This window comes from Nocardioides convexus, from assembly GCF_011090295.1.
Genome location: NZ_JAAMYA010000001.1, coordinates 3,354,735 through 3,375,886, shown reverse-complemented (window position 1 = coordinate 3,375,886; position 21,152 = coordinate 3,354,735). Strand labels below are relative to the sequence as shown.

The following is a 21,152-nucleotide window of genomic DNA, read 5'->3' as shown; positions in this document are numbered from 1 at the left end:
ATCTATCGTGGGCGCTGTGTGAGAATCGGCGCGCGAACGCTCCCATCCCGGGACGGGCCGCCGGAGATCTGAGGGGACACGATGGACATGGCCGACGACGACGGACGCAACCTGGGCGAGCAGGCGGCGCGCCCGGACGACCTGGGCTTCCCGGCCCCGACCGAGCAGGCGGCCCCGCAGCCGCACGACGTCCTCGACGGCCCCCCGCCCGTCGACGCGCTCGACACCAGCGTGCCGCCGCCGGCCGACCCGGAGCCCGCCGCGTCGTCCGTCGTCCCCTCCGCGCAGACCTTCCAGGACCTGATCGCGCTGCGCCGCGAGGCCGAGGAGTCGGCCGCGGCCGCCCTGGTCGAGCGCCGCGAGGCGACCACCCAGGCGTCCCGGATCATCGAGGAGGCCATGCGTGCCTCGGAGAGCCTGCAGGCCGAGGCCCAGCGCAAGGCTCGACGAGCAGCGCGGTGCCGCCGAGGCGGAGGCCGCCACGATCCTGGAGCAGGCCCGCACCGAGGCCGCCGAGATCGTCAAGGCCGGGGAGAACGACGTCCTGGAGGCCCAGCGACTGCGCGCCGAGGCCAACGCCGAGCGAGAGCGCCTCAACAGCGAGCCTGGAGAAGATCCGCCGCACCGCGCAGGAGGAGCCTGTTCGCCGAGGCCAACCGGCACGCCGCCCGGATGGACGAGATCCGCACCCGCGTGCTGCACGGGGTCGAGGCCGCCACCGACGGGCTGCGCGACGCGGTCCGCGACAGCGCGGCGCGCAGCGACGCTGCCTTCGAGGGCGCGTCCTTCCTGCAGCCGGTCGAGCCGGCCCCGGCCATCCCGGCGGGCCCGGTGGTCGCCCCCGCCGCCCCCGCCGCAGCCGCCACGGCCGCCGCACCGGAGCCCGCACCCGTCGTGCCCGAGCCCCCGGTCTGGGAGGTCCCGGCCGCACCGGTCGCCCCGCCGGCCGCGCCGATCACGCCCTACGAGCCCGGCAGCGCCGGCGCCCGGATCGCACCCACCGGGCAGGACGCTCCCGACGAGGAGCCCCGGCGTCGCGGGTGGCGCAGCCGCCGCTCCTGAGCCTGCGCAGGCCGGAACCCGAGGACTCACGACGAGCGGTCGACCGCGCCTGAGCGGTCGTCCGCGCCGAGCCGAGCGCCTCGGACGGGAGTGCCGGGCCTGATTCTCAGATCAGATACGAGACACGTCGTGGGCCGTGCCTGCGACAAGACGTCTGCCTAACATTACCTCCCGTGGCGACCGCGCGACGGCAGATCGAGCCGACGCGTGCGCCGGGCAGGACACGTCCGCGGGGATGGGCTCGGACGGCTGCACTCTCGAGGAAACAGGTCAGAGCAGAACGATGTGGGGGACAGTCGCGCGCTTCGAGGAGCGCGTCACCGGCGAGGCGGCCGCGCGCTCCGCGTGGTACGCCGGGCAGGCGTCGATGCGCAGCGTGGAGGGCCGTCCGCACGCGGTGCGGCTGACCGTGCTCGCCAACGCGCTCGGGCTGGTGTTCTTCGACGAGGACGACGACGTGCGCGACCTGGAGCGGCTCGGCGCGGAGATCGGGGCGAGCAACACCGCGGTCCTGCAGGACGAGTTCGCTGGCCCCGATCGACGACAAGCCCGGCCGGCCCCTGACCACCCGGCTGGTCCGGGTCCTCGGCGAGCGCGCCTGGGGCGAGACCGCGCGGACGCCGGGGCAGGCTCTCCTGCGACGTGCCCGCCATCGCCGAGCCTGTGCGGCGAGGCCGCGCTGCGGCTGATGGTCATCGACGACGGGGACGACGCGCCGGCCGCGCCGGTGAGTCCGGAGCGGGCGCTCGCCCGGATCTTCGGCCGCGGCGACCTGGTGCTGTGGCGCCGGCTGGTCAACGCGGCGCTCGCCGATCCGTGGGCGGGACGCACCGACGACCTGCTCACCCTGCTCGACCCGGACCGCAGGCCCGGCGAGCACGCAGCGGTGAGCGCACTGGCAGACCTGGCCCGGCGGATGGCCGAGGAGGACGAGCGCCGCGCGGTGGCCGACCACATCCGCACCACGATCGCCGCCACCGGGCTGACCCAGCGGCAGTTCGCGACGCTGGTGGGCACCTCGCCGTCGCGCCTGTCGACGTACGTCACGGGGAGCGTCACGCCCTCGGCGGCGATGCTGCTGCGGATCAACCGGATGGCCAAGCGGGCCCGGACGCTGCCGAGCCGCGGCTTCACCGACGAGCCGGCCTGACTCAGCCCTGGAAGGCCTTGCTCCCGACGGTCTCGCCGCCGGCGAGCAGGGTCACCGTGCCTCCCGGCGGGAGCAGGCTCTGCACCCAGACCGTCAGCGGAGGCGGTGCCGTGCCGGCGTAGTCGAACGTGCACGTGATCGCGCTGCCGGACGTGCAGGTCCAGCCCGCACCGTCGACCTGGTAGGTGTCGAGCACGATCAGGCCGTCGGTGAACTGCACCCGTGCGGTGATCGTGCGCGCCGGACCGCCGTCGACCGCGGGCACGACCTCGACCGACCACGGCTGCAGCAGCCCCGCCTGCCTGGCCTCGACCGAGACGAGTCGCACGCAGTGCTCCCACGTGCCGAGGGTGCCGGTGAAGGTCTGCTGCGTCCCGGGCTTGAGCACGTAGCCGGGCTGGGCACTCGCCTCGACCGCCCAGGCACCGGTCCGCCCGTCGCCGGCCGTGCGCCGGTAGGACACCCCGCGGGTGGTCGGCAGGTCGATGCTGCCGTAGGTCTCGCAGGAGGTGATCGGGTGCTCGGTCGGCGCGACCGCGGTGACGGCGATCGGCCCCGGCGGGGTCGAGGCTCTTCGGGGCGTTCGGCTCGGTGCTGCCCTGCGCGGCCGGCGGCTCCGAGCTCGTCCGGCGTGGCGGGCACGGTGTCGTCGCCGGCGTACGGCGGCGGGGCGCTCGGGGACACCTGGGGCGGCGCCACGTCGCTCTCCCGCGGCACGGACGGGTTCGCCCGGGGCCGCACGCGCGGCAGGGCCGGCGTGGTGCTCGCGACATCTCCCGTCGTGGGCGCGGCACCGGTGGTGCTGTCGGCCTCGGCGGCGGTCGGCTCGGCGTCGTTGGCGTTGACCGCCCAGGTCAGCCCGCCGGCCGCGACCGCGACGACCGCCGCCGCGGCGGCGATGGTGGTGGCGGCCGAACCGGCCCCGCCGCCCGCGGCACCGCCGCCGGACGAGGAGGCACCGCCTCCGGTGGCGGCACCGGCCGCACCGGTCAGGCCGACCAGCCAGGCCAGGCCCTTGCCGGAGGCGGGCAGCGCACCGAGCAGCACGACCGGGAAGATCCAGGCGGCGAGCTTTGCGGTTGACTCGCTCCACCTGGAGGTACGCCGCGAGGCAGTCCTCGCACGAGCCGAGGTGGGCGCTGACCTTCTCCTCGGCGCGCGAGGAGAGGTCGGTGCGGACGTACTGGCTGAGCCGGTCGCGGGTCCACCGGCACTCGGCGGGCGCGGCGGAGGCGACCACGTGCTGGTCCAGGTAGGCCCGGCGCAGGCCCTCCCGGGCGCGATGGGCGAGCGAGGAGACCGCGCCGGCACGCATGCCGAGCAGGTCGGCGACCTCGCCGGGCTTGCGGCCCTCGACCTCGACGTGCCACAGGACCTTCTGCCAGGACTCCGGCAAGGTGGCGAAGGCGTGCGCCGCGGTGTCCGCCTCGAGGTCCTCGACGAGGCTCCTCGGCGGGTGGCTGCGCGTCGTCGAAGATCCAGGGCTGGTCGGAGACCGGAGCCTCGCGCGTTCCGCGCAGGGAGTCACGGAAGCCGTTGCGGATGGTGACGTGCAGGTAGGCGCGGAAGTTGTCGCGCGGCCCGCGGCCCGCGCGCAGGCTGGGCGAGCACCCGGGCGAAGGACTCGGCGACCAGGCTCCTCGGCCTGCTGGGGTCCGACCAGGATCGTCGCCAGCCGCCGGGCGTCGTCGACGTGGGTGCGGTAGAGGCTCCTCGAAGGTGTCCTCCGACGGGGTCACCGAGGGCAGCACGGACTCCGTGCTCTCCCACGACGCTCCATCCGTCACGTGCATCCCAACCCTTCGTCGCCTGCCACGCACCCCGCGTGGTTCGCGCGCCCGACATCGCCGGCGCGCAGAACGGCCCTGACGATCGTAGATCGACTCGGCAAGATCCGCGCCCCCCAGAAAAAGATCGGGATCAATTCCGAAAACGGCGTGATGTTCCGCAAGGGCTCCCGTCTGGGTTCGTGACAAGGCGCCGCCCCCGGGTCGTGCCTGCGCTCCCGCACCGGACCAGCAAGGACGTGACGATGCCCACCACACTCGCCGCTCGCCCCTCGGCCACGCCGACGACGACGCCGACCGCGGCACCCGACCTGCGCAGCCAGTTCGCGGCCCACCCGATCCCCGTCCACGCCGGCACCACGCTGCGGCGGATCCTCTTCGCCACCCTCGACCGTGCCGACCGGGTGGGTCCCGAGCACGCCGAGATCTGGGAGCAAGCTGGTCCGGGTCCTCGACCAGAACCGCACCGACCCGCGCTCGACCGCGCGCTGCGCCGTCCTCGCGAACCTCACGGCGATCGTCGTCTTCGACGAGCCCAGCGACTACGCCGCGACCGCCGAGACTCGCCGCCCAGGCTCGGCCAGGACCGCCTCGCCCGGCTGCAGCACCGGGCCGGGGTCGCGCTCGAGACCGACCCCTCGATGCCGTGGACCACGACCGTCGTGCGGCGGCTCATCCACTGGGACCTCCAGGCCCGGCTCGAGGGCAAGCCGTCGAAGGAGGTCAGCGAGGACGTGGCCACCACCTGTGCGGTGATCGCGCAGAACCTCCTCTTCGCCGACATCGACCCCGACCGTGCGACCGCGCCGATCACCTCGGTCCGCGAGCCTGCACCAACTGCTGGACGCGGGCACCGTCGTGCAGTGGCGGGCCCACCTGAGCACCATCGCGTCCAGCCCGTGGGGCCCCTACGCCGACGACCTGCTCGCCCTCGGCCAGAGCCTCCGACCGCCCGTCGGCGCTCGCCGCCATCGCCAGACTCGATCGCGCAGTGCCAGGAGTGGTGCCGCGACCGGGAGCGCGACCAGGTCGCCCGCGAGATCCGCCACCTGGTCGCGGTCAGCGGCGCCTCGCAGCGCGAGTTCGCCTCCCGGATCGGCACCTCGCCGTCCCGGCTGTCCACCTACGTCCGCGGCACGGTGACCCCGTCGGCCGCGATGCTGCTGCGCATCCAGCGGGCCTCGCGCCTGCTGCAGCGCCAGGCCACGCGGCAGGTGCTCGCACCGAGCCGCTGACCACCCGAGCCACCACGACGGGAGCGTGGTGGGACTGGCCGGGACCGGGAGCCTGGGGGGCTTCGGGTCCCGGCCAGGACCGCTTTTCAGAGCGGGACGTCGAGCAGCAGGGCGCGGTGGTCGGAGACCTCCGGTGTGGCGAGGACCTCGAAGGAGCGCACCCGGTCCGGGTCGGAGACGAGCAGGTAGGCTCGCGCTCCGGACCGGCTTGGTGTAGCTGCTCGTGCGGGTGTCGGCGTCCCGCACCAGGTCGGTCAGCCCGATCCCTCCGAGGACGTCGAAGGTCTCGCTGTCCGGCAGCAGGTTGAGATCGCCGCACACGACGACCAGGTCGCCCGGCTCCCGCACCTCCTCCACCAGCGCCGCCAGCCGCTCCGCCTGCGCGCGTCGAGCGGGGCTGTCGCCCTTGCCCGCGTCGTCGCGCAGCCCGTGCAGGTGCCCGATCGTCAGGTATCCCGCGCCGGCGTGCAGGCGCGCCACCTGGGCGACCCGTGGCCGGTCGCTGTGCGGCCACGCGGCGCCGTGGTCGGCGTACCGGCCGTGGACGTGGGTGGCCGTCGTGCGCACCGCCACCACCTCGGGGGCGGTGAACGTGCCGAGCCCGAAGTGCTGCCGGTGCACGATGCCCGATGCGTCGGCGACCGGGCCGGAGTCGCTCACCGCGAACCAGCCGTCGTACGACGGCAGGGTGGCCTGCACGTCGGCCATCAGGTCGGCGCGCTGCGGCAGCGCCCGGGCCTCGTCCTCGAAGCGAGTCCACCCGCCCAGCCCCGGCGTCCGGGTGACCTCCTGGAGGCACACCACGTCGGCGCCCACCGTCGGCAGCCAGGCCACCAAACTCGTCGTACCGGGCTCCGCCCCAGGCGTTCAGCGACAGGATCCGCACTCGACGAACCCTAGGGCGTCGCGACGATCCGCTCCCGCGAGACCTGCACGTGCAGCCGGTCCAGGGTGCGCTGGTGCTCCTCCGCACGGTCCAGCAGCCGGTCGATCTCCTCGCCGTCCGGGCGCTGGTCGTCGTCGGCCGAGGCCCGCAGCACCTCGAACCCGGCGCGCTTGCTCGCCGCGGCCAGCCGCAGCGCCTCGAGACTCGACCACGTCCGTCAGCGGCGCGCGGTGGAACAGGTGCCCGTTCGGCTTGAGCCGCCCGACCACCTCGCCCACCCGGGCCATCGTCGTACCGACCACGCTGGGCTTCACGCCCACGCTCGCCATGATCCGCCGCAGCGCCTCGCGGTCCGAGGCGACCTCGCCCGCCAGCCTGCCGGATCTCCGCCGCCGCCCCGGGGTCGTGGTGGTTGCGTCCGACTCGCCGGAAGGCCGCCGCGCCCGCGGTCGAACCGACCCAGTGGTGCTGGAGGTAGCCCTTCAAGACCTCGTCGTTCAACGCTGATCACTCCTCAGTCGCTGGGGGACCATGGAGGTACCCAGGTGACCGAGCATCAGACACCGAGCATCCGTCGCCGAGCAGGGCAGGACAGGGCAGCGGACCGCCGCGCGCCGGAACCTTCAGCCGACGGTGTTGCTCTCGCGGCACTCCGCGCAGGTCCACCACTGCACCAGCAGGACGCCGTCCTTGCCGATGGTCGCCGGGCCGCGCACGTGATCGGTCGTCCGGTCGCAGGACAGGCACTCCAGGCGCCGTGCCTGCTCGGCGCCGGCGGCAGGCTGGCCGGGCCGGTCGAGGCGCCGGGCGAACTCCCGGGGCGAGGGTACGGCGGGAGGCGGCGGCGTGTCGGTCGTCATCGCCGCACGCCGGACATCGGCACGGCGATCTCGGACATGCCTCGACGCTAGGCGCCGCACGGGACAGGCGGTATCCGCCCAGCGCCGACTTCGCTATCCCGCGAGCGCAAGGATTCAGCGGCGCAGGGTCTCGCCGGGGGTCTCGCCGTAGGCACGGCGGTAGGCCTGGCCGAAGTGGCCGTGGTGGGAGAAACCCCAGCGGCCGGCGATCTCCGCGACGCTGTCGCCGCCGGACACGGTGCCCGAGGTGAGGTCGCGGTGGGTGCGGGTCATCCGGACCTCACGCAGGTAGGCCATCGGGGTGGTGTCGAGGTGGCGGCGGAAGGCGAGCTGCAGCGAACGGATGCTGACGTGCGCCGCGGCGGCGATCTGCGCCGGCGTGATGTCGTCGCCGGGGCGCTCCTCGATGAAGGCGATCGCGCGGCGCAGCGCGGCTGGGTGAGCGTCGCGGCTGTCGCCGGAGACCGCACCGACGGCGGAGGTGCGGAAGGTGCTGAGCACGTGCGCGGCGACGTACCGGGCCGCCTGGCCAAGGATCAGCGGGTTCCCCGCCGCGACCGGATCGCCCAGGACCGCGAGGTCGAAGTGCTCGATCGCGGCGCGCAGCCGGGCGGCGGCGGCCGCGCCGGTGGGCCGGTGGTCGAGCAGGGTGACCGGTGCCTCACCGCTGCCGGCGGCGACGGCGCTGAGGACGTCGGGGTCGATCATCGTCACGGTGTAGCGGGCCCGGTTGATCGTGCCGCCGTAGCCGCGGTCGGGAGGCGAGAGCACGAACAGGTCCCCCGGCCCGAAGGACTCCCGCCCGGCTCCCTCGGGGCCGTGACCCTCGATCGTGCCGGTGGCGATGTCGCACAGGCCGATCCGGCCGAGCGGCGCGACGTCGTAGGTCATCTCGAAGGCGAAGTCCAGCCGATCGACGCTGATCAGGTCCGACGCGACGCGGGACATCCGTGACGGGGCGTCGGCCGTGGTGCTGCCGATGCGCATGGGCGCGTACTGCTCGCTGAGGAACTCCTCGGTCTCCTCGAGGCTCTCGCTCTGGAACTGCAACATCCGTGGTCACCTCCGACCCGTCGACTCACCAGCGTAGTCACCGGCAACGACAAAGGCCCCCGCACGCGATGGTGCGGGGGCCTTGCTGCGAGTGCTGTTTCGCTCGCGCGCCTGTAGGGATTCGAACCCCAAACCTTCTGATCCGTAGGGATCAGATGGGGCGTCCGGTGCCGACCCGGCACGCCCACGGCCGACATCTCGATCTCACCAAAGTAGCAGGTCAGAGGGCGGCTCACCTTGACCGTCGCCTTCAGTCGACGCCAGTCGCCTCGAGGCGTACCACGCCCGTGGGACCGCCATTTTGAGCCGAGTTTGAGCCGCCGCGTCGTTCGATGTGGAGCGGAAGGTCGGCGAGCATCGACGGGCCGTCGGCGGAAGTTTCGCCCTGCGCCGCCGTGCACGGCGCCTCACCCTCTCTTGCTGAGCATGGATAAACAACCTGTCTTCGGGTCGGCTCAGCCCGCAAGTGTCCCCAAAGGTTCATGGACGGTCCGATCCGGCCGACGCCGGGGGCAAACGCCCTGCCCGCGCGGCGTAGGCGCGATAGGTGTTTTGGCCAGAGACCGGTCGAAAGAGAGCAGAGGCGGTCCGGATCAAGCCTGATGCGGACCGCCTCGCTGCGGGTCTAGCGAGTGGAGCCTGGGCTGCCGTCGCCCGCGGTGGATAAGCACGCTGAACACCAAGCCAAGTGACGCCCACATGGTGGCCAGCTGCCCCAGAGAGGCAAGGCGGAAGTTCCAGATCAGAGTGGTGGGCATGTCGGTCGGTATGCCATCAGGTGAGTCCGGCACGAGCAGCAAGATCGCCGACGTACCGACAGCGAACGCCGCCACCGTGACGATGGAGCGCACTGGTATTGACAGCCGATCTCGAAGCGATGCGTCGAGGTTGAACAGCGCGAGCACCAGTGCGAGCGTCAACAGGATGGTCAGGGTGAAGATCAGCGTCCGGTGGCTGATCGTCGCCGGGTCCCCGACCGCCGGCGGGTTGCCCGGGATCTTGATCTGCGGCGCCAGAGCGAAGACGACGAACCCTAGGGCCGCAAGGGCCATGACGCGGCCGTGCTCTGTCAGCGCGGGAAGGCGGTGCCGGGTGCGCGCGAACACCACCGAGAAGACGACCCCGAAAATCGCTCCTATGACGAGGGTGGTGGCCATCCCGCCGACCACCTGCATCGTGCGGCCAACGAGCGGCTCCGCCATCTCATGGCCGGCCCCGGCGTGCACTCGGCGATCCTCGACCATGAGTGCCTGTCGAAGGAGCGGCTCGGTGACGGAGTACATCACGACAGCAGCCGCAGCGCCGCCGACGGCGCCTGCGGCCGCGCCGCTGCTCACATATCGGCGCAGACTTTGCATTGGGAACAGAGGACAGCGGAACAGCGATGCTCATGACGACACTCCTCAGTGGCACGGGAAGCCGAGAGTGTGACGAGCGTCGTGGGTGAACTCGTGGAGGTACTGGCCGGCAGTCGCGCCGAGGAGCGCGCCATTCTCCTGGCTCATCACGAAAAGCGCGATGAGAGCGAAGGCCGACAGGACCCACACCCAGGCGGGTACGCGGAGAGGAGTAGGGATCTGGACGTGAGATGTGGCCATGGTGGCGCCTTTCGTTCCATGCCTCGTGGTTGTTGGTCGCCGCGGCCGGTCTCCTGACTCCCGGATCACCATTACGCGCCAGCCTTCCCAACCCGAAGGTCAGTGGCCGTCGAGGCGCGCAACTCCTCAGTCACAGTGGCGAGGACCGTGCCGGATTTTCACCGGCTTCCCGTACATCGCAGCGTGCCCAGTGTTCCACAACTACTACGCAAGATAGTTTGCAGTTCATCAGGCGGCCGACCGTGGGTACGACGTCACCGGAGGGGCTCGTGGGGCGTCTTTGGCGCGGCCCACGTCCGAAGGTCCTGTAGTGGATCGGCTCCCTGGTCCAACCGGGGAAGGGCCGCCGCCGCAGGCCGACCGGCGGCGGCCTTCCCCAGCGGTTAGCCGATGGCGTTGAGGACCTTCTGGCAGGCTGCCTCGCACCTACGACAAACGTCTGCGCAGATGCGACAGTGCTCGTGCATAGTGGCGTGTCGACCGCACTCGTCCCCGCAGGACGTGCACGCCTGGGCACAGGCTTGGAGCACGGCGCGGGTGATGGCTGCGTCGTAGCCCGTATGGCGGGACAACACGCGAGCAGTTGCTTCGCAGGTGTCGGCGCAGTCGAGATTGCTCCTGACGCACTTGACCAGGTCCGCGATGGTGCCCTCACTGAGGCAAGCGTCGGCGCACGCGGTACAGGCTCTGCGCGCACTCCACGCAGGCCGCCACGCACGCGGCGACGTCTTCGCGGTCGGTATAGATCCGTGCCGGGTAGGCGTTCATCATCTCGGTGATGGTGCTTGTCATCGTGCTTTCTCCTCAGGTCTGGTTCCGTTCCGGGTGACGCGACAGGCTGAGCCGCTGATTCTCAGCGGCATAGGCGTGGCCGAGTCGTGCGATGTCGGCGGTCCCGCGAAGTGCGGGCCCCGCTCGGTCCCTCACATGCGGATCACTGGGGAGGCTGATGGGTGGGGTTCTTGGCGGCGGGCGCCATCGGCGAGGCAGTCTCCGTGGCGCCGCAGCCGGATTTCCGGATGCGCCACGAGAGAGGCGCCTTGCTTCTGACCTCGTTGCGTCTGACGGCTGAACAGTCGGCACACACCAGCACCGCCAGGCAGGCACACCACAGAGGGACCAGATGCTTCTCGGCAGGACGGCCACCAGCCTCCGCGCGGAGGCCATGTTCACCGCCCTGCTCGACGCTCGCAGTCAGAGACGATGCTCGGTGAACAAGATCCTCGGAGATCGGGCGGTCGTCGATACTCGCAGCAGCCTGGAGGACCTGCGTGACGATCAGCCACGCGAACATCGTGGCGCAGATCACCGCGAGCAGACCTCGTATACGGCCAACTCGCGCGTGCGAACGATCAGTCGCCGCCTGCACGCCTATCGACGTACCCGGAGACAAGAACTCTATGTGGGTTCGCCGCGTTCCCTCGCAGCGCCGGCACGTCGGTGCGGCCACCCACCTCGGGTGGCCCCAGCAGGGCCTCGCCGCAGGCGAGACCGATCAACGAGCCTGAGGCAAGTCGCGTCACGACAACTCGGCCGCGCTGTCCATTGGTCGAGTCTGCGATCTTGCACGCGACCGCGGTGCGCCGGCGCGCCCAGAGGGCGTAAACGAGTAACCCAAGAGATCCGACTGCGAGCATCGGTTGGATCGGAGCGAACACATTGAGAGCCCCGCTCACGCCGATGGCCATGACAACGAGCTTTGTTGCAGATGGGGCATCCGACCGCGAACAGCGACAGCGCGCTACCTGCGAAGGTCTTTCCGCCCTGGGTTACGGGCACCGGCGTAGCGGGGTCGCGCACGTACGTCGCGACGAGCATTCCGGTGAGGATCGAAGTGAGCGCCCAGACCGGGTAGTTCCACCACAGCACCGGGGTCATCCGGTGATACCAAGGCGTTGCGATCACGCCTGTCGGAATTCCGATCGCCAGCGCTGTAAACACGGCGGCGACCCCGGCGGCAACGATCCGGCGGGTGAGGAGCATGCAACCGACCCTTCTACTAGGTAACATAGTAGCCATCTAGTTGGCGGCCGGCCATGGATTCGCACGACAGCCGTCGAGACCCTTCGTCTGCTGAACCATGACCGGAGTCTGGATGGCCCTTTCCGGGGCAAGTGCGGTGGGCATTGCCGAGGGCGTGCCCGAACTCGTGGTTGATCATGTAGGCCCGGTAGTTCCTCAGGTCGCTTGCATAGGCGTCGGCCCCATTAGCCCACCGCCAGGCGTTGAGAACGACCATCTGCCCATTGCGGCACGAGAGCCGACCGCCCGTGTTGAGCGGCGCACACAGCTCGTCGCTCGTCTTCGGTGTCGACAACCGGATTCGAAAGTCCGGCGACGACGTCACCCGTCGGAGCGAAAGGCCCATCGCGCTTGCCCAACCGCGGTCGTCGCCGAGCACACGCTCCACCACTTCGGCCACGTCGTTGACGGCATACGGCAGCCCTTCTTCGATCTCAACCGAGTAGGTCACGAGTCTGCCGGAACCGACGGCTTTCGAGGTGCCGGTCGCCACCGCGAATCGCCCCTCACCACGCTCAGGAATCACAACAGCGGTCGGTGTCGGTCCGACTGGGGACGGCGAGGCGATCACGCGATTCCCGGTGGTTCCAGGCGTTGGCGGGGTGGCCGCAACGACGGGAGTGGTCGGGCTTGGCGAACTAGGTGTCGGTGGGTCGGCTTCGACGGCGGTCGAGGCCTCGGGGATTGCTGAACCGGCGCGTTCGAACTCGCCGGTTACGTCAAAGATGCGCAGGCCGATGACCGCACCTGTGGCCGTGATCGCGGCGCCTGCCGCGAGTGCACGGATCGGGCTGCGTCGCCGCTTCCGGGACCCACCGCGGACCGCTTTGTGACGCCCGGTCACCGGTTGTGGAGGTGGATGCGGGCGAGGATGTGGTCGCGCGGGGGAACGTGGTGGTGGATGGTCTGTGCGTGCGCCGATGCCAGGTCGATCAGGCTCCTCCTCTGTCTCAGCAGCAAGGACAAAGTCGCAGGCATGGCAGGTCAGTTCCAGTCGACGCGGCATGCCTCAGCCTGCCTCTCTTGACGCCCCGAAAGCGCATCACGTGGTTGCGGAAGGACGGTGCGACTCTGATGTCAGCAAATCCCGCGTTGGCCAGCCCGTCGGCGAGTTCGTCGGGAGCGATGATTCGGTGAGGTGAGCCGTCCAGCCGGTGCGTCGCTCTCGCCAACCTCGTGTCGGTGAGGTCGTAGCCGATCACCATTCCTCGCGGGCGAAGGACCCGCGCTGCCTCTGCCAAGGCCTCGCTCCAGTCGATGACGTGGTGCAGCATGAGGTAGGACGTGACGATGTCGAAGGTCTCGGCCGGATAAGGCATCGAGGTGACGTCGGCTCGTTCGACCCGAAGGTTGGGGTAGGCAGCGAGCCGGCGGGCGGCTGCGGACACCATCACGTCGTCGACGTCCGTGACCACGAGCCTGGCTGCAGGGAAGGCTGCGGGCCACACCTTCGGCCATGGCCCCGCTTCCGCCGCCGATCTCTAGGACGTCCCCGTCGAGAGTGACCTCGCCGAGCGCCCATGGCAGGACTCGTCGCCTCGCAAACGATCGCCATGGCGCACTGCGACAGAAGGCACCCTCAACGGTGGACATCACCGGCATCAGCCGAGCAGCCCCTGCATCGTGGTGATCTCCTTCGTCTGCGCGGCCTCGATCGTCTCTGCCAGCGAGATCGCCTCGGGGAACTTCCCGTCGCTCTGCTCGGCCTGCGCCATCTCGATCGCGCCCCTGTGGTGCTCGATCATCATCGTGAGGAACATCTGGTCGAACTCGGCGCCGTTGGCGTTCATGAGACTCGTCCATGTCCTCGCTGCTCATCATGCCGGGCATCTCAGACGAATGGTCCATGCCGCCCATGTCCTCGGGGACGGGCTTGCCCCACCTGGTGAGCCATCCCGACATCGTCTCGATCTCGGGGTCCTGCGCCTTCATGATCTGCGCCGCGAGATCTTTGACCTCCTGACTCTCCGCGCGGGTTGCGGCGAGTTCGGCCATGTCGACCGCCTGGCGGTGATGCGGGATCATGTCGGTCGCGAACGTGACATCGGCATCGTTGAAGTCACCGGCCGCGTCGGTCGACGTGCTCTCGGACGTGGTCGGCCTCGAGGGCGATCCCATGCCGGACATGTCGTGTGACGATCCGCCGTCGCCGCCACACGCGGCCAAGGTGAGGCCGCTCGCCACGACGAGAGCCTGCTGCTGCAAGGTGCTTCCTGCGCATCTGGGTTGATCTCCTTCTCAGAACTTGGATTGGACCGTGACCGATGCCTCGTTGCACCCGCCCGGAGCCGCGGCGACATGGGGCCGCTGCTACCTCAGTGGCTTTCGGGCCACGTGAGGACGTACATGAATCCGCCCATGACGGCGACAAAGACGAGGGCGATCAGCACCTTGACCAGACTGAGAAGGCCGACGACAACCAGGACGACGATCGACAGGGTGACGAGCGCGGTCATCGAGACGCACAGGAGCAGCGTCATCCGGGGGTGCTCGGTGTCGCTGGACTTCGGGGCCGCCTGGTTCATGGACGAGGACTCCTTTCGGCTAGGACTGGTAGACGAGAGCGGCCATCATTCCGGCCTCGGCGTGGTAGATGTTGTGACAATGGGCCATCCAGTTGCCAGGATTGTTGGCCTCGAGACCGATGGCGACGGTTTGCATCGGTTTGAGCAGGACGGTGTCCTTGCGAAGGCCGTTGGGCAGGGCGAAGGTGTGGCCGTGTATATGCATCGGGTGGGCCATCATCGTGGTGTTCTCGAGTTGAACGCTGACGCGCTTTGCGTTCTCGATGGCCAGCGTCCTGTTCCGCGGGAAGGCCGCCCCGTTGATCGCCCACTGGTACGGGCTCATCTGCCCGCTCAACGATAGCGTGATCGCTTGCTCGACCTCTCGCTTCGGGAGTCGAGCCGACTCGGCGGGGCGTAGTTCTGAGCCGACCAGGATCGGGCCGTCGAGGCTCTGCCAAACTCACTTGCGGCGGCGGGGGGCTGCCGGATCCGGATCGGATCAAGGCCAGCGCCTGGCCCTTTTGCCGACCGGCCGCGCGACGAGCGGGAAGACTCCGTCCTTCACGGTGACGATCGCGTCGTACCGCTCCCCCATGCCGATGTACACGGCGGTGGCTTCCTGATTCTCAACCGCGAACCCGTCACTGTGGGTGACATCGACTGTGTGAGAACCAAGCGCCACCGCGAAGATCGTGTCGGCCGCGGCGTTGATGAGTCTCAGACGGACACGCTGACCCGGTTTCGCGCGGAGAACGTCGGGGGCAGCGGCAACTCGTCCGTTGATGAGGAAGTGGGGGTAGGTGACGTCGCCGGCGTCACCCCACGGCGATGCGGCGGCACCCATCTCCATCCCGTCCATCCCACCCATGTCCATCCCGCTCATCGTGCCCATGTCGTCCGGACTGGCGTTGGCGGCAATCAGGTTGGCGAGAACGTCGTCGGGCGTCCTGCCGGTCCCGTCGATCCAATCGTCGAGGACTACAACCCACTCCTGGTCGTAGCCGCCGGGCTCATCGGGGTCGTCGATGACGATCGGGGCGTAGAGCCCGCGGTCGAGCCTGGACCCCGACGTGAGGGTGATAGAAGTACGTGCCCGGGTCGGGCGCGACAAACTCGTAGACGAACTGTCCTCCTGACGTGATCGACTCTTGGGTCAGCCCCGGCACCCCGTCAGCAGCGTTGCGCAGCGCGACGCCATGCCAATGGATGCTCGTCTCAGCGGGGAGCCTGGTTGTCGACCGTGATTCGCAACAGGTCGCCGGCTGTAGCGCGGACTAGAGGACCAGGCACAGTCTCGCCGTACGCCCACGTGTCGACGACCGGACCGCCGAGGTCGACCGTTGCAGTACGTGCCCTCAGAGTGCGCTCGACCACTCGCTGCCCCGGCTCGGGGGCGAGTGGTGTTTGGCTCGGCAACAGAATCTGACCGGCCGCGGGCCTGGGCGAGGATGCCCGGCCCGTACATGCAGATAGCATCCCTCCGCCGGCGACTGCTGCCGCCCCAACGAGGAGCCTTGCGACGCGACAGGGTCATGCTGGACGCTTCCTCGACGGATGCCGACGGTAGTGCCCGAGGGTGGTGCGGACGCGGCGGCCTTCTTCGGTGCTGATCTCGCCGCCGGCGCCACCTTGATCGAGGGTCGCCTGGGTGTCCGATCGGGAGGCGGGGTCTCGCGGCGCGAGTACGGCGCGGCAGATCAGGGCAATGAGCGCCCAGACGGTGACCAATCCCAGGATCGCCCCAATCCACATGGCAGCCGTGCCACCGCCGTTCATCATCACGCGCTCCAGCGTGCTGCGGGACCATTGTGGTTCGACCCTGCATTCCATGAAGGTTTCCCGAAGTTCGGGTCTCGCGGGGACGCGTCGGTCGCCCCGCTCACCAAGGAGGGCCACGATGGGAGGATGAGCAGGCACACGCACGGGTCCGACGCGCAGGCACCCACCGGAGCCGGCACCGCGTCGGACCCGGTCTGCGGCATGACCGTCGACCCCACGACGACCGATCAAATGACCACGCACGACGGCCAGCAGTACTTCTTCTGCTCCGCTCGCTGCCGGGAGCGGTTCGAAGCCGACCCGCCGGCGTTCGTGAGCGGGTCAGGTGCTGCTCAAGTCATCACCAAGGCTGACGATGCCGACGCGCACGCCTCCCACGGACACCATCACGCGGCCACGACTGCATCGTCGTCGGCGGAGACGGCGACGACCACAGGCGACCACACCCCTCCCGGGTCCGTGCCCGGGGCAACCGAGTGGACCTGTCCGATGCATCCCGAGATCCGGCGCCCAGGCCCAGGTGCCTGTCCCATCTGCGGAATGGCGTTGGAGCCTGTCACGGTCAGCGCTGACGCGGGTCCCAGTCCAGAGTTGAGAGACATGACCCGCCGGTTCTGGGTCGGGGTGACCTTGGCGGTGCCCGTGGTCGCTTTGGAGATGGGTGGCCACTTCGTCGACGCCATCGGTGACCTCTTCTCCCAAAGTTTGTCGAACTGGATCCAGGCTCGTGCTAGCCACACCCGTGGTGCTGTGGGCAGGCTGGCCGTTCTTCGAGCGCGGCTGGGCATCGCTGCGCACGCGCAACCTCAACATGTTCACCCTGATCGCCATGGGCACCGGAGTGGCGTGGCTGTACAGCGTGGTCGCCACACTCGCGCCCGGGATCTTCCCCGACTCCTTTCGAGCCGCAGCCGATATGGGCGACGGCATGAGTTCGGGCGCGGTCGATGTCTACTTCGAAGCGGCGGCAGTGATCATCGTCCTCGTCCTTCTGGGACAGGTCCTCGAGCCTGCGCGCCCGCGAGCAGACCTCGGACGCTCTCCGCGCCCTCCTCGATCTGACGCCGAAAACCGCCCGTCGTCTGCGAGTCTGACGACACCGACGAGGAGATCGGCCTCGACGAGGTGGTCGTCGGTGACCGCCTACGAGTGCGTCCCGGTGACCAGGTCCCAGTCGACGCCGTGGTGGTCGAGGGCCATTCCGCACTCGACGAGTCCATGGTCACCGGCGAGTCGATGCCGGTAACCAAGCAGACCGGAGACTCCGTCATCGGGGGGACCATCAACACCACCGGAGCCTTGGTGATCCGTGCCGAGCGCGTCGGGCGGGACACGATGCTCTCGCGGATCGTCGCCCTGGTCGCCGACGCGCAACGGTCCCGAGCGCCGATCCAGCGCACCGCGGATCGCGTCGCGGGCATCTTCGTGCCCGTGGTGATCGCGATCGCCACAGTAGACTTTCCTCGTATGGGCGATCCTCGGACCGGAGCCGCCGATGGCGCACGGTCTGATCGTGGCGGTCGCGGTGCTGATCATCGCCTGCCCCTGTGCGCTTGGACTCGCGACGCCGATCAGCATCAAGGTCGGGGTCGGTCGCGGCGCCGAGAACGGCGTCTTAATCAAGAACGCCGAGGCGCTGGAGCGCATGGAACGGGTCGACACGGTTGTTGTCGACAAGACCGGAACCTTGACCGAAGGCAAGCCGGCAGTCACCGCCATCGAGTCTGTCCAATACCGGCGACCATGTGGTCGGTGGCGATGTGAACGAGGCACTGAGGATGGCTGCCACCGTCGAGCGGTCCTCGGAGCATCCCTTGGCCCGGGCCATCGTAGACGCCGCGAAGGACCGCGATTTGCGCCTGGGTGAGGCAACCGGATTCGACTCCCCCGCCGGCAAGGGCGTGCTCGGGACGGTCGAGGGACGACACGTCGTGCTGGGAAGCGGCACCTTCCTCTCTTCGCAGGGCATTGACCCCGCACCGTTGGCGGCCGCCGCTGATCAGTTGCGGGCTACCGGTGCCACAGCCATCCTGATGGGCGTCGACCGGGAGGCTGGTGGCGGTCTTCGCGATCGCCGACCCCGTCAAGCCGACTACCGCTGCTGCCCTCGCCGATCTCGCTGCGCAGGGTGTCGAAGTCGTCATGTTGACCGGCGACAACCGCGTGACCGCTGAGGCTGTCGCCGCGAACCTGGGCATCAACCGGGTCGAGGCCGAGGTGCTGCCCGACCGCAAGGCCGAGGTCGTCCGCAGACTCCAGGCCGATGGCCGTGTGGTTGCGATGGCTGGTGACGGCGTCAACGACGCGCCCGCGCTCGCCGCGGCTGATGTCGGCCTGGCCATGAGTTCAGGGACCGACGTCGCGATGGAGTCGGCCGGAGTCACTTTGCTGAACGGTGACCTGATGGGTATCGCCCGGGCACGCCGCCTATCGGCCAAGACGATGCGCAACATCCGGCAGAACCTGCTCTTCGCGTTCATCTACAACGTCGCAGGCATTCCGATCGCCGCCGGAGTTCTCTATCCCGTCACCGGGCTTCTGCTCTCGCCGATCATCGCTGCGGCTGCGATGGCGCTGTCGTCGGTGAGCGTCATCAGCAATGCGTTGAGGCTGCGGGCCGAGCACCTCGGCTGAGCAAGGCACGACCTGAGAGAGAGGGACGCTTATGCGCAGGGGATCCACCCTGATCACCGGAATCACGTTGTCGGCACTCGTCCTCGGCACGTCCGCTTGCAGCCGCGACGACGCTGGTGACCGCCCGCCGCTGGCGACGCAGACCGCCATGAACGGCGATGTTTTCAATGACGCCGACGCTGAGTTCGCCACCGCTTTCGTGCAGCACCATGCTGCGGTGCTTGCGCTCGTGGATCTCGCGTCTGACCACCAGGCTCTCTGAGGAGTCCACCCGGCTCGCCGACGACATCTTGACGACCCGCGGACCCGAAGTTGAGCAGACTGGTCACCTGGCTCACCGACTGGGATCAGCCGATCCCCGACACCATGCGCGACCACGTCAACGCCGGGCATGGGGACTCCCACGGCCCGATAGAGTTCTCCGGAGATGTCGGCTCAGACCTTCCTGGCATGCCCAGCGTCGGGGAGGTCAACGCGCTCGCCAGGGCCAGGGATCCCGCTTTCGAGACGCAGTGGCTGGAGTTGCTGGCGGCGCACCATCGCGGCGCGGTCGAGTCTCGCCGAGACCGAGGAGGACGACGGCCACTTTGCTGCCGCTGTCACCCTGGCCCGTGCGATCACCACGGCTCAGCAGGACGAGCTTCGCCCGCATCGAACAACTTCTCGAGAGTTGACCGACCGCAACTACTGGCGCACGCGCGGTCCATCCGGGGCCACGCTGTTCCCGACTGCACGAGAGAGTTGAGGCATGGCGCAATCGGTACCCGTCCTGGTAGTTGAGGATGAGCGGCCTCTCGCCGAGATCGTTGCCGATTATCTCGCCAAGGCCGGCTTCGAAGCTCACCAAGCCCATACCGGAGCCGAGGCGGTCGACCGAGCCCGCACTCTCGATCCCGACCTCATCGTCCTCGACCTCGGGCTGCCCGGCCTCGATGGCGTGGAGGTATGCCGGCAGGTCCGCACCTTCTCGGACTGCTACATCATCATGCTCACCGCCCGCGACGACGAGATCGACAAAGCTCATCGGGCTTGGGGTTGGGGCCGATGACTACGTCACCAAGCCCTTCTCGCCACGTGAACTGGTTGCGCGCGCTCAGGCCGCGACGCGACGCCCCCGTCTCAGCAAGTCTCACGACCGCGGCCGGCGGAGAAGTGTTGAGGTTCGAAGGGCTGACCATCGATCTCGCCGCCCGGGAAGTCACCCTCAGCGGTGAGCCTGTCGCACTGACCAGGACCGAGTACGACCTCCTCGCGACCCTCGCAGCATCGCCTCGCCGCGTGTTCGCACGCCGCCAACTCGTCGACGCGGTCTGGGGTGAGGGCTGGGGCGGCGACGAGCACATCGTCGATGTCCACGTGGCACACCTGCGCAACAAGATCGGTGACGACGCCACCGAACCGCGCTACGTCGAAACCGTCCGCGGCGTCGGCTACCGGTTCAAGCCAGAGTCGATCCGATGACACTCGGACAGTGGCGGATCGGAACCCGCCTCCTTTTCGCCCAGGGTCTGGTCTTGATCGCGGCCGTCCTCACCGCCGGAGTGATCGCAGCGGTCGTCGGACCTCCGCTCTTTCACAAGCACATGCTCCAGGCCGACCACACGCCTGCTCCTTCCGAGTTGGAACACGTCGAACGTGCATACCGCACGGTCAGCGTCATCTCGCTGGGGATCGCCGTCGCAGCAGCCGCCATGCTCGCCCTCGCTGTGACGTGGTATCTCACCCGTCGCTTCGAGGCGCCCCTGACCAGACTGCGCCGAGCCGCCGCCGACGTCGCCCAGGGCAACTACGACACCCGTGTACCGGTAGCGGGAGCGGGGCCCGAGCTCGACGCGCTGGCCGCGTCTTTCAACACCATGGGAACCCGGCTAGCCGACGTCGAGGAAACGAGGCGCCGGTTGCTGTCAGATCTGGCCCACGAGCCTGCGCACCCCGATAGCCACACTCCAGGCCTACCTGGAAGGCATCGACGACGGGGTCCGCGTGTGGGACGACGCCACCCGCGCGGTGATCCGCGACCAAGTCAGCCGGCTGGCCCGGCTGGCCGAAGACATCGACGCCGTATCCCGAGCCGAGGAAGGGCGCCTCGCCCTCGCCCCGGAACAGGTCGACGTCAGCCGACTCATCACAGCGGCTACCGCAGCGGTCAGCGGTTCCTACGCCATCAAGAAGGTTAGCCTCGACGTCGCGCACCTTCCGGTCGCGGCGGCGGTCATCGATCGCACCCGAATGCTGCAGGTCCTTACGAACCTGCTCGATAACGCCCGCCGGCACACGCCATCGGGCGGACTGGTCCGTGTAATCTGCACAAGTTGAGCATGGTCGAGTGACGATCACGATCAGCGACAGCGGCGACGGAATTTCACCAGCCCAACTCCCCCATATCTTCGAGCGCTTCTACCGCGGTGACACGGCACGGAGCCGAGACGACCAGGGCTCCGGGATCGGTCTCACCATCAGCCGCGCCATCGTCGAGGCGCACGGCGGCACCCTGACCGCGCACAGTGCCGGCCCCGGCACAGGAGCGACGCTGATCATCGTGGTGCCGACGGACCCCGCGGCGGGTGGTCGGCGGTGAC

The 21,152-nt window shown here is 69.4% G+C and carries 26 protein-coding genes, 7 pseudogenes and 1 riboswitch; of the genes and pseudogenes, 13 read left to right on the top strand and 20 right to left on the bottom strand.

Annotated features, from left to right (window positions below; translation table 11 throughout):
- The first annotated feature begins 87 nt into the window (after positions 1-87).
- Positions 88-1,062, top strand: coding sequence for a hypothetical protein (locus G5V59_RS25255; protein WP_278258332.1), 975 nt, complete (start codon positions 88-90; stop codon positions 1,060-1,062).
- A gap of 283 nt (positions 1,063-1,345) precedes the next feature.
- A complete protein-coding gene (locus tag G5V59_RS25250; protein ID WP_278258331.1) occupies positions 1,346-2,212 on the top strand; it encodes a helix-turn-helix transcriptional regulator in 867 nt (288 codons plus the stop codon).
- Position 2,213: 1 nt separating this feature from the next.
- Here G5V59_RS25250 and G5V59_RS25245 read toward each other — a convergent pair whose 3' ends face one another.
- The 15 genes and pseudogenes from G5V59_RS25245 to G5V59_RS37660 form a co-directional block, all read right to left on the bottom strand.
- A complete protein-coding gene (locus tag G5V59_RS25245) occupies positions 2,214-3,740 on the bottom strand; it encodes a sigma-70 family RNA polymerase sigma factor (protein ID WP_278258330.1) in 1,527 nt (508 codons plus the stop codon).
- Positions 3,737-3,982, bottom strand: a complete 246-nt coding sequence (locus G5V59_RS25240; protein ID WP_278258329.1) for a hypothetical protein — start codon at positions 3,980-3,982, stop codon at positions 3,737-3,739. Before G5V59_RS25240 ends, G5V59_RS25245 begins: the two co-directional genes overlap by 4 nt.
- A 559-nt stretch (positions 3,983-4,541) precedes the next feature.
- Positions 4,542-4,886 (bottom strand): hypothetical protein, encoded by a 345-nt coding sequence (locus tag G5V59_RS25235; RefSeq protein ID WP_278258328.1) that lies wholly within the window; start codon positions 4,884-4,886, stop codon positions 4,542-4,544.
- A 21-nt stretch (positions 4,887-4,907) separates the two neighbouring features.
- Positions 4,908-6,068 (bottom strand): endonuclease/exonuclease/phosphatase family protein, encoded by a 1,161-nt coding sequence (locus G5V59_RS25230; protein ID WP_278258327.1) that lies wholly within the window; start codon positions 6,066-6,068, stop codon positions 4,908-4,910.
- 33 nt (positions 6,069-6,101) lie between these two features.
- A complete protein-coding gene (locus G5V59_RS25225) occupies positions 6,102-6,449 on the bottom strand; it encodes a hypothetical protein (protein ID WP_278258326.1) in 348 nt (115 codons plus the stop codon).
- A gap of 294 nt (positions 6,450-6,743) precedes the next feature.
- Positions 6,744-6,980 carry a hypothetical protein gene (locus G5V59_RS25220; protein WP_278258325.1) on the bottom strand — a complete coding sequence of 79 codons (237 nt, stop codon included), beginning with the start codon at positions 6,978-6,980 and terminating at the stop codon, positions 6,744-6,746.
- A gap of 114 nt (positions 6,981-7,094) precedes the next feature.
- Positions 7,095-8,033, bottom strand: coding sequence for a helix-turn-helix domain-containing protein (locus G5V59_RS25215; RefSeq protein WP_278258324.1), 939 nt, complete (start codon positions 8,031-8,033; stop codon positions 7,095-7,097).
- 593 nt (positions 8,034-8,626) lie between these two features.
- A complete protein-coding gene (locus G5V59_RS25210) occupies positions 8,627-9,370 on the bottom strand; it encodes a CbtA family protein (RefSeq protein WP_278258323.1) in 744 nt (247 codons plus the stop codon).
- 286 nt (positions 9,371-9,656) lie between these two features.
- Positions 9,657-9,846, bottom strand: a riboswitch (cobalamin riboswitch).
- A 168-nt stretch (positions 9,847-10,014) separates the two neighbouring features.
- Complete coding sequence (locus G5V59_RS25205) at positions 10,015-10,161, bottom strand: four-helix bundle copper-binding protein (RefSeq protein WP_278260043.1); 147 nt, start codon at positions 10,159-10,161, stop codon at positions 10,015-10,017.
- A 121-nt stretch (positions 10,162-10,282) separates the two neighbouring features.
- Positions 10,283-10,423 carry a hypothetical protein gene (locus tag G5V59_RS25200; protein ID WP_278258322.1) on the bottom strand — a complete coding sequence of 47 codons (141 nt, stop codon included), beginning with the start codon at positions 10,421-10,423 and terminating at the stop codon, positions 10,283-10,285.
- Between the two features lie 142 nt (positions 10,424-10,565).
- Entirely contained in the window at positions 10,566-11,000 is a 435-nt protein-coding gene (locus tag G5V59_RS25195) for a hypothetical protein (RefSeq protein ID WP_278258321.1), read from the bottom strand.
- Positions 11,001-11,630: 630 nt separating this feature from the next.
- Positions 11,631-12,659: a DUF3152 domain-containing protein gene (locus G5V59_RS25190; RefSeq protein WP_278258320.1), complete on the bottom strand. Its 1,029-nt coding sequence runs from the start codon at positions 12,657-12,659 to the stop codon at positions 11,631-11,633.
- Positions 12,604-13,068, bottom strand: coding sequence for a class I SAM-dependent methyltransferase (locus G5V59_RS25185; RefSeq protein ID WP_278258319.1), 465 nt, complete (start codon positions 13,066-13,068; stop codon positions 12,604-12,606). Before G5V59_RS25185 ends, G5V59_RS25190 begins: the two co-directional genes overlap by 56 nt.
- Positions 13,069-13,254: 186 nt before the next feature.
- Positions 13,255-13,443, bottom strand: coding sequence for a DUF305 domain-containing protein (locus G5V59_RS37665; protein WP_341351030.1), 189 nt, complete (start codon positions 13,441-13,443; stop codon positions 13,255-13,257).
- Positions 13,444-13,516: 73 nt separating this feature from the next.
- A pseudogene (locus tag G5V59_RS37660) lies at positions 13,517-13,648 on the bottom strand (DUF305 domain-containing protein); the annotation flags it as partial.
- 58 nt (positions 13,649-13,706) lie between these two features.
- On the opposite strand from G5V59_RS37660, the gene G5V59_RS25175 reads away from it, so the two are divergent.
- The gene (locus tag G5V59_RS25175; protein WP_278260346.1) at positions 13,707-13,883 is read left to right on the top strand and encodes a hypothetical protein; all 177 of its coding nucleotides are present in this window, start codon (positions 13,707-13,709) and stop codon (positions 13,881-13,883) included.
- Between the two features lie 85 nt (positions 13,884-13,968).
- On the opposite strand, the gene G5V59_RS25170 is transcribed toward G5V59_RS25175, so the two are convergent.
- The 5 genes and pseudogenes from G5V59_RS25170 to G5V59_RS25150 form a co-directional block, all read right to left on the bottom strand.
- Entirely contained in the window at positions 13,969-14,178 is a 210-nt protein-coding gene (locus tag G5V59_RS25170; protein WP_278258318.1) for a hypothetical protein, read from the bottom strand.
- A 19-nt stretch (positions 14,179-14,197) separates the two neighbouring features.
- Positions 14,198-14,503, bottom strand: a complete 306-nt coding sequence (locus G5V59_RS25165) for a multicopper oxidase domain-containing protein (protein ID WP_278258317.1) — start codon at positions 14,501-14,503, stop codon at positions 14,198-14,200.
- 156 nt (positions 14,504-14,659) lie between these two features.
- Positions 14,660-15,271, bottom strand: a complete 612-nt coding sequence (locus G5V59_RS25160; RefSeq protein WP_278258316.1) for a hypothetical protein — start codon at positions 15,269-15,271, stop codon at positions 14,660-14,662.
- 7 nt (positions 15,272-15,278) lie between these two features.
- A pseudogene (locus G5V59_RS25155) lies at positions 15,279-15,347 on the bottom strand (hypothetical protein); the annotation flags it as partial.
- A gap of 343 nt (positions 15,348-15,690) precedes the next feature.
- A complete protein-coding gene (locus G5V59_RS25150; protein WP_278258315.1) occupies positions 15,691-15,942 on the bottom strand; it encodes a hypothetical protein in 252 nt (83 codons plus the stop codon).
- Between the two features lie 123 nt (positions 15,943-16,065).
- Here G5V59_RS25150 and G5V59_RS25145 point away from each other — a divergent pair.
- The 10 genes and pseudogenes from G5V59_RS25145 to G5V59_RS25095 form a co-directional block, all read left to right on the top strand.
- Positions 16,066-16,485: pseudogene (locus tag G5V59_RS25145) on the top strand (YHS domain-containing protein); the annotation flags it as partial.
- Between the two features lie 111 nt (positions 16,486-16,596).
- On the top strand, positions 16,597-17,001 hold the full coding sequence (locus tag G5V59_RS25140) for a hypothetical protein (RefSeq protein WP_278260345.1): 405 nt from the start codon (positions 16,597-16,599) through the stop codon (positions 16,999-17,001).
- A 63-nt stretch (positions 17,002-17,064) separates the two neighbouring features.
- Positions 17,065-17,334 (top strand): annotated as a pseudogene (locus tag G5V59_RS25135) (haloacid dehalogenase); the annotation flags it as partial.
- 100 nt (positions 17,335-17,434) lie between these two features.
- Positions 17,435-17,806: a hypothetical protein gene (locus tag G5V59_RS25130; protein ID WP_278258314.1), complete on the top strand. Its 372-nt coding sequence runs from the start codon at positions 17,435-17,437 to the stop codon at positions 17,804-17,806.
- Between the two features lie 182 nt (positions 17,807-17,988).
- Positions 17,989-18,573, top strand: a pseudogene (locus G5V59_RS25125) (HAD-IC family P-type ATPase); the annotation flags it as partial.
- A gap of 31 nt (positions 18,574-18,604) precedes the next feature.
- On the top strand, positions 18,605-18,835 hold the full coding sequence (locus tag G5V59_RS25120) for a hypothetical protein (RefSeq protein ID WP_278258313.1): 231 nt from the start codon (positions 18,605-18,607) through the stop codon (positions 18,833-18,835).
- A 486-nt stretch (positions 18,836-19,321) separates the two neighbouring features.
- Positions 19,322-20,034, top strand: a pseudogene (locus G5V59_RS37655) (response regulator transcription factor).
- Positions 20,031-20,387: pseudogene (locus G5V59_RS37650) on the top strand (two-component sensor histidine kinase); the annotation flags it as partial. The pseudogenes G5V59_RS37655 and G5V59_RS37650, both read left to right, overlap by 4 nt.
- A 169-nt stretch (positions 20,388-20,556) precedes the next feature.
- Positions 20,557-20,889 carry a hypothetical protein gene (locus G5V59_RS25100; RefSeq protein WP_278260344.1) on the top strand — a complete coding sequence of 111 codons (333 nt, stop codon included), beginning with the start codon at positions 20,557-20,559 and terminating at the stop codon, positions 20,887-20,889.
- A gap of 10 nt (positions 20,890-20,899) precedes the next feature.
- Positions 20,900-21,151 carry a HAMP domain-containing sensor histidine kinase gene (locus G5V59_RS25095; protein WP_278258310.1) on the top strand — a complete coding sequence of 84 codons (252 nt, stop codon included), beginning with the start codon at positions 20,900-20,902 and terminating at the stop codon, positions 21,149-21,151.
- Position 21,152 lies beyond the last annotated feature (1 nt).